We start from the raw sequence: 8162 nt of genomic DNA, 5'->3' as shown, positions 1-8162 counted from the left end.
CGCCGGCGAGTCGGTGAAGCGGTGCCCGAGGTACAGCCCGCTGACCACCACGGCGATCACCCCGGACGCGTGCACGGTCTCGGCGAGCAGGTAGGCCGCCGCCGGCGCGGACGAGCCGGTCGCGATCGTGGCGATGGCGTGCCGGTTCCCCGGCGGCGTCCGCTCGCCCGAGGACCTGTGGGATCTCCTCGCCTCGGCCGGCGACGCGACCGGGGACTTCCCGTCCGACCGCGGCTGGGACCTGGACGCGCTGTTCCACCCCGACCCCGACCACCCCGGCACCAGCTACGCGCGGCAGGGCGCGTTCCTGCGCGACGCGGCCGGGTTCGACGCCGCCTTCTTCGGCGTGAACCCCCGCGAGGCGCTGGCCATCGACCCGCAGCAGCGCGTCCTGCTGGAGGCGTCCTGGGAGGTGCTGGAACGCGCGGGCATCGGCCCGGAATCGCTGAAGGGCAGCCGGACCGGCGTGTACGCGGGCGTCATGTATCACGACTACGGCGCGGGACTGGCGAGCGGCGACCCCCGCCTGGAGGGGTACGCGCTCATGGCCGGCTCGGGCAGCCTGGTGCCCGGCCGGGTGGCCTACACGCTGGGCCTGGAGGGGCCCGCGGTGACGGTCGACACGGCGTGCTCGTCGTCGCTGGTGGCGATGCATCTCGCTGCACAGGCCCTACGGCAGGGTGAGTGCGATCTGGCGCTGGCGGGCGGTGTCACGGTGATGGCCACCCCGGACGTCTTCACCGGTTTCTCGCGGCAGCGGGGCCTGGCGCCGGACGGGCGGTGCAAGTCGTTCGCGGCGGCGGCGGATGGAACGGGCTGGGGTGAGGGCGTCGGGCTCGTCCTGCTGGAGCGGCTGTCGGACGCGCGCCGTAACGGGCGCCGGGTGCTGGCGGTGCTGCGCGGCTCGGCGGTGAACCAGGACGGTGCGAGCAACGGGCTCACCGCGCCGAACGGGCCGTCCCAGGAGCGGGTGATCCGCCAGGCGCTGGCGAACGCGCGCCTCACCGTCGACCAGGTGGACGCGGTGGAGGCGCATGGGACGGGCACGACGCTGGGCGACCCGATCGAGGCTCAGGCGCTGCTGGCGACCTATGGGCAGGGGCGTGCCGATGATCGTCCTTTGTGGCTGGGGTCGGTGAAGTCCAACATTGGGCACACGCAGGCGGCCGCCGGTGTCGCCGGGGTCATCAAGATGGTGATGGCGATGCGGCACGGGACGCTGCCCGCGTCCCTGCACATCGACGAGCCATCACCGCACGTCGACTGGGAATCCGGGGCGGTTCGCCTCCTCGCGGAACCCGTGGAATGGCCCGGAGGCGACCGTCCCCGGCGGGCGGGGGTGTCGTCGTTCGGGGCCTCGGGGACGAACGCGCATCTGATTCTGGAGCAGGGCCCGGAGACTGAGCCTGCTGCGGTGTCGGATGAGGTCGAGGGTCTGGTGCCGTGGGTGGTGTCGGCGCGGGGGCCCGAGGGTTTGCGTGCGCAGGCCGAGGTGCTGGCCGGGCATGTGGCGGCCTCGGAGGATTCGGCGGCGGAGGTGGGCTGGTCGCTGGTGACCTCCCGGTCCGCGCTGGAGCACCGGGCCGTGGTCTTCGGCCGGGACCGCGCCACTTTGGCCGCCGCCTTGCACGCCTTTGGTCAGGGACAAGAACACCCTGGCATCGTCCTTCCTGGCCAGGCCGCCGAGGGCAGGACCGTGTTCCTGTTCAGTGGCCAGGGCAGCCAGCGGCTCGGGATGGGCGCGGGCCTGTACGAGCGGTTCCCGGTGTTCGCCGGGGCGTTTGAGGAGGTGTGCGGACTGCTGGACGCGCATCTGGACCGTCCGCTGCGGGAGGTCGTGTTCGGCGATGACGCCGAGCTTCTCAACCACACCACCTACGCGCAGGCGGGTTTGTTCGCGTTGCAGGTCGGTCTGGCGCGGTTGCTGGAGTCGTTCGGGGTGCGGCCCGATGTGGTGATCGGTCACTCGATCGGCGAGGTCGCGGCCGCGTATTTGGCGGGTGTGTTCGATTTGGCGGATGCGTGTCGTCTGGTGGCGGCGCGTGCGACGTTGATGGGTGCTCTTCCTGCCGGTGGGGCGATGGCGGCGATCCAGGCGACCGAGGAGGAGTTGGTCGGGGAACTGGACGGCACCGGTGTGTCGATCGCGGCGCTGAACACTCCGGACAACACGGTGGTGTCCGGTCCGTCCACCGCGGTGGCCGGGATCGTGGAGACCTGGTCGGCGCGGGGTCGTAAGACCAAAGCCCTGACGGTCAGCCACGCGTTCCACTCCTCGCTCATGGATCCGGTGTTGGAGGAGTTCACCGCCGCTATCGGCGGGCTGAGTTTCCATGAGCCGCGGATTCCGCTGATCAGTAATCTCACCGGGCGGCCCGCCGATGAGGAGATCGCCACTCCCGAGTACTGGGCACGGCAGATCCGGCGGCCCGTCCGGTTCGCACCCGCCGTCGAGCACATCGCACCTCACGCCGGCGTCCTGCTGGAGCTCGGCCCCGATCCAGTGCTGGCGACCGCCGCTCAGCATGGGCTTTCCGAGTCGCGGGAGCCGGTGGTCGTCTCGGCGTTGAGCGGCAAGCAGCCGGACGAGGCGGCCTTGGCGCACGCTCTGGCGCGGCTGCACACCGCAGGCCGGACCATCGACTGGGCCCCCTGGTTCCCCAACAACCCGGCGCCCCGAGTCGTGGACCTCCCCACCTACGCCTTCCGGCACGAGCACTACTGGCTGGCGCCCGCCGCCGGAATCGGCGACGTCGGCGCGGCGGGGCTGCGGCGGGTGGAGCACGCGGTGCTGCCCGCGGCCGTGCCGCTCGCCGACGGCGGTCTCCTGCTCACGGGCCGCCTGTCCGCGACCGCGAGCCGGGCGGAGGACCACCGGATGCTCGGGACGACGCTGGTGCCGGGAGCGGCACTGGCCGAATGGGCGCTGCGGGCCGCCGACGAGTCCGGCTGCGGCGGCGTGGAGGAACTGGTGCTGCGGGCACCGCTCGTCCTGCCCCGCGAGGGCGGCGCGCAGGTGCAGGTCGTCGTTTCCGCCCCCGGCGCCGGAGGGCGCCGCGAAGTGCGGATCTACGCCCGGCCCGCGGACGGCGGCGCGGCCTCCGAGGCGCCGTGGATCTGCCATGCCACGGGAATGCTCGGGGAGGCCCCGGAAGACACGGCGGGAGACACGGTGGGCGGACCGTCCGGGGCGTGGCCGCCGGCGGGCGCTGTGCCCGTGGACGTGACCGGCTTCTACGACCGCCTCGCCGCGCTGGGTTACGAGTACGGCCCGTCCTACCGGGGGCTGCGGGCCGCCTGGCGGGACGGCGCGGACGTCGTGGCCGAGGTGACGCTCCCCGAGATCGCCGGTGACGGCGCGGGTTTCGGGATTCATCCCGCCCTCCTGGACGCGGCGCTGCACGCCGGGTTCCTGCTCGACGAGCCCGGCGGCGACGAACTGCGGCTGCCGTTCGCCTGGAACGACGTGACCCTCTGGGCGGCGGAGGCGACCGCCGTCCGGGTCCGGCTGACCCCTTCCCCGGAGAACGAGGACGGGGAGCGCGGAGTGCGGGTGACCCTGGCCGACACGACCGGTGCCCCGGTACTGAGCGTCGGCTCCGTGGTGACGCGGCCCGCCGACGTCAACGAGCTGAGCGCGGCGGGTGAGCTCGCCGCTGACGGGCTGTTCGCCCTCGACTGGCATCCTCTCCCCGCCGCGCCTTCGGACGACGCCTCCACCCTCGCCGAGGGCTGGGCGACGCTCGGTGCGGGTCTGGAACTGCCGGGCCTTGCCGTGCACGCCGATGTGGCGGCTCTGGTGGCGGCGGGTGAGGTGCCGTCGGTGGTGCTGACCGCCGTGCCGTCGGGCGATGGAGTGGACGTCGTCGAAAGGGTTCTGGGTCTGGTTCAGGAGTGGCTGTCCGAGTCCGCGTTGTCGGATGCGCGGTTGGTTCTGGTGACGCGGGGTGCGGTGTCGGTGGAGGATCCGGATCTCGCGGGTGCGGGTGTGTGGGGTCTGGTGCGCAGCGCGCAGTCGGAGAACCCCGGCCGGTTCCTTCTTCTCGACCTCGATGGCGAAACCCCCGCCGCGAGCCTCACCGACGTCGTCGGCAAGGTCCTGACCAGTGGTGAGACCGAGGCGGCCGTCCGTTCGGGGCGGCCCTTGACACTTCGCCTCGTGCGCGCGGCCGACCGCCCGGGGATCGTCGCCCCGGCGGGTGAGCCCGCCTGGCGGCTGGCCGCCGAGAACCCCGGCACGGTCGACGCCGTGATGCCCGTTCCCTACCCCCGTGCCCTGGAGCCGCTCGGCCCCGGCGAGGTTCGGATCGCGGTGCGTGCCGCCGGGATCAACTTCCGTGATGTGCTGGTGAGTTTGGGGATGGCGCCGGGTCAGAGTGGTCTCGGTGGTGAGGGTGCCGGTGTCGTGACCGAGGTGGGCTCGCAGGTCACGGGCCTGTCGGTAGGCGACCGCGTCATGGGCCTGTTCCCCGGCGCGTTCGGGCCGGTCACCGTGGCGGATGCCCGCATGGTCACCCCCGTTCCGGCCGGCTGGCACTTCCGCGAAGCGGCCGGGATCCCGGTGACCTTCCTGACGGCCTGGTACGGGCTGGTGGAGCTGGCCGGTCTCCGTGCGGGTGAGTCGGTTCTGATTCATGCCGCGACGGGTGGGGTGGGGATGGCGGCGGTGCAGATCGCTCGTCATCTGGGTGCGGAGGTGTTCGCGACCGCCAGTCCCGGCAAGCACGCCGTCTTGGAGGAGATGGGCATCGACGAGGCGCATCGCGCGTCCTCGCGTGACTTGGATTTCGAAGGGGTGATCAGGGCCGCGACCGGTGGTCAGGGTGTGGACGTCGTCTTGAACAGCCTGGCCGGGGAGTTCACGGATGCGTCGTTGCGGTTGCTGAAGGACGGCGGCCGGTTCATGGAGATGGGCAAGACCGATATCCGTGACCCTGAGACGTATCCGGACGTGCGGTATCGGGTGTTCGATCTGGTCACCGATGCGGGTCCGGATCTCATCGCGCGGATGTTCACCTCGGTGACCGGGTTGTTCGCGGCCGGGACGCTGCAACCGGCTCCCGTGCGCGCATGGCCGCTGGGCCGGGCGCGGGACGCTCTGCGGTTCATGAGCCAGGCCCGTCACACCGGCAAGCTCGTCCTGGACGTCCCACCCCCGCTCGACCCGGATGGCACGGTTCTGATCACTGGCGGCACTGGTGCTCTGGGTGCCTTGGTCGCCGAGCATCTCGTCCGCACGGGTCAGGCACGGCACCTGACGCTGGTCAGCCGCCGGGGCCCCGACGCTCCAGAAGCGGCCGAGCTAGCGGCACGGCTGGCCGAGCTGGGCGGAGAGGCCCGGATCGTGGCGGCGGACGTGGCGGACGCGGACGCGATCGCCGGTCTGGTGAAGGGCATCGATCCCGAGCATCCCCTCACCGGTGTGATCCACGCGGCCGGTGTGATCGACGATGCGGTGATCACTTCACAGGACGCCGAGCGGCTGGGGCGGGTGTGGCGGACCAAGGCCACGGCCGCTCACCACCTGCACGAGGCCACCCGGGATCTTCCCCTCGGCATGTTCGTCATCTTCTCCTCCAGTGCCGCGACCCTCGGCAGCCCGGGACAGGCGAACTACGCGGCGGCCAACGCCTACTGCGACGCGCTCGCCGCGCGCAGGCGGGCCGAAGGCGCGGCCGGGCTGTCGGTCGGCTGGGGACTGTGGGAGCAGTCCGGCGGCATGACCGGGCATCTCGCGCGGGCGGACCTCGCGCGTATGGCACGGTCGGGCGTGGGCGCGCTGCCCGGCGATCGGGCGCTCGGCCTGTTCGACACGGCCCTCCGGTACGGCGAGCCGTTCCTGCTGGCCGCGAACCTGGACGTGCGGGCGCTGGCGGCGCAGCCCGCCGGGACGCTTCCGGCGGCGCTGCGGGCCCTGGCCGCCGGAAGCGGCGGCGGGCGTGTCCGGCGGGTCGCCGCGGCGGGAACCGAACCCGCCGACTGGGCCGCGAGGCTGGCCGGGCTGCCGGCCGCCGAGCGGCGGCGGACCGTGCTCGACCTGGTGCGGGGGCACGTCGCGACCGTGCTGGGGCACACCGACCCGGACGCGGTGCGCGCCGACGTGTCGTTCAAGGAGCTGGGGTTCGACTCGCTCACCGGTGTGGAGCTGCGCAACCGGCTCGCGGCCGCCACGGGCCTGCGGCTTCCCCCGGCGCTCGTCTTCGACCACCCGAGGGCGGGGGCGCTGGCCGAGCACCTGCTCCACCGGATCCTCCCGGACGACGCGGACGGGGACGGGACGTCCGCGGAACCCGTCCTCGACGAACTGGCCAGGCTGGAGCGGACGCTGGGCGCCGCCGACCTGGACGACGGCGGGTCCGGCGCGGTCACGGCGCGGCTGGAGGCGCTGCTCGCCCAGTGGAAGGCCGCGCGGGCGCCGAAGAACGGCGCGAGCACGGCGGAACGGCTGGAGGCGGCGTCCGCCGACCAGGTCCTCGACTTCATCGACAAAGAGCTGGGCGTGTCCTGAATGGGCGGACGCGACCCCCGTGTGCCAAGGCCGGGTGATTCCTGATGGCGACCGAAGAGCAACTGGTCGAGTACCTCAAACGCGTCACCGCCGATCTGCACGAGACGCGGCTGCGCCTGCGCGAGGCCGAGGAGCGCGCGCAGGAGCCGGTGGCGGTGGTGGCCATGGCGTGCCGTTTCCCCGGCGGGGTGGACTCGCCGGAGTCGCTGTGGCGCCTGGTCTCCGCGGGCGCCGACGCGATCGGCGACTTCCCCGGCGACCGCGGCTGGGACCTCGACGGCCTCTACCACCCCGACCCCGACCATCCGGGCACCACCTACACCCGCCGGGGCGGGTTCGTGGCCGGCGCCGACCGGTTCGACGCCGGGTTCTTCGGGATCAGCCCCCGCGAGGCGCTGGCGACCAGCCCGCAGCAGCGGCTGCTGCTGGAGACGGCCTGGGAGGCGTTCGAGCGGGCGGGCATCGACCCCGTCTCGCTGCGCGGCTCGCGGACCGGCGTGTACGCGGGCACGGCGACCACCGGGGCCGGGGCGCGGGGCGGCGCCCCGCGCGAGGAGTCCGAGGGGTACGCCGGGAACGCCCCGAGCCTGCTGTCGGGGCGCGTCGCGTACACGTTCGGCCTGGAGGGCCCGGCGGTGACGATCGAGACGGCGTGCTCGTCGTCGCTGGTCGCCATGCACCTGGCGAGCCAGGCGCTACGGCAGGGAGAGTGCACGCTGGCACTGGCCGGCGGTGTGACGATCATGTCGACGCCGGAGGTGTTCACCGGTTTCTCCCGGCAGCGGGGCCTGTCCCCGGACGGCCGCTGCAAGCCGTTCGCCGCCGCCGCCGACGGCACCGGCTGGGGCGAGGGCGTCGGCGTGGTGGTGCTGGAGCGGCTGTCGGACGCGCGCCGCAACGGCCACCGCGTCCTCGCCGTCCTGCGCGGCTCGGCCGTGAACCAGGACGGCGCCAGCAACGGGTTCACGGCGCCGAACGGCCCCTCGCAGCAGCGGGTGATCCGCCAGGCGCTGGCCGGGGCCGGGCTGTCGGCCGCCGAGGTGGACGCGGTGGAGGCGCACGGCACCGGCACCGTGCTCGGCGACCCGATCGAGGCCGACGCGCTGATCGCGACGTACGGCCGGGCGCGCCCGGCGGACGCGCCCCTGTGGCTGGGGTCGGTGAAGTCCAACATCGGGCACACGCAGGGCGCGGCCGGTGTCGCCGGGGTCATCAAGATGGTGATGGCGATGCGGCACGGGACCCTGCCGCCCTCGCTGCACATCGACGAGCCGACACCGCACGTGGACTGGTCGGCGCGGACGGTGCGCCCGCTGACCGAGGCGGTGGAGTGGCCGCGCGGCGACCGCCCGCGCCGGGCGGGAGTGTCGTCGTTCGGCATCTCCGGCACCAACGCGCACCTGATCATTGAGGAGCCCCCGGCGGAACCGGAACCCGCGGAACCGGTCCGGACGGACGGGCCGGTGCCCTGGGTGCTGTCCGCGCGCGACGGCGCCGCCCTGCGCGGCCAGGCCGCCGCGCTGGCCGCGCATCTGGCGGACCGGCCGGAAGACCGCCCGGCGGACGTCGGCTGGTCCCTGGCCGCGACGCGGTCGGTGTTCGAGCACCGCGCCGCGGTGGTCGGCGATGACCGCGACGACCTCCTCGCGGCGCT

At 73.5% G+C, this 8162-nt stretch carries 2 protein-coding genes; both read left to right on the top strand.

The window, feature by feature from the left end; genetic code table 11:
• Positions 1 to 133: 133 nt before the first annotated feature.
• Positions 134 to 6508 carry an SDR family NAD(P)-dependent oxidoreductase gene (locus tag E1291_RS35840; protein WP_242614589.1) on the top strand — a complete coding sequence of 2125 codons (6375 nt, stop codon included), beginning with the start codon at positions 134 to 136 and terminating at the stop codon, positions 6506 to 6508.
• Between the two features lie 44 nt (positions 6509 to 6552).
• A partial coding sequence (locus E1291_RS35835) for a type I polyketide synthase (protein WP_207401119.1) occupies positions 6553 to 8162 on the top strand: 1610 nt, incomplete at its 3' end.

The sequence above is a fragment of the Actinomadura roseirufa genome, assembly GCF_900659635.1.
In the GTDB taxonomy this organism is placed as follows: Bacteria; Actinomycetota; Actinomycetes; order Streptosporangiales; family Streptosporangiaceae; genus Spirillospora; species Spirillospora roseirufa.
Note: the sequence above shows the minus strand (reverse complement) of the source record. Positions and strands in the feature narration are given on the sequence as shown.

Coding starts and splice junctions, on each gene's coding strand:
- E1291_RS35840 (WP_242614589.1), top strand. CDS start 134: ATGGCGTGCCGGTTCCCCGGCGGCGTCCGCTCGCCCGAGGACCTGTGG.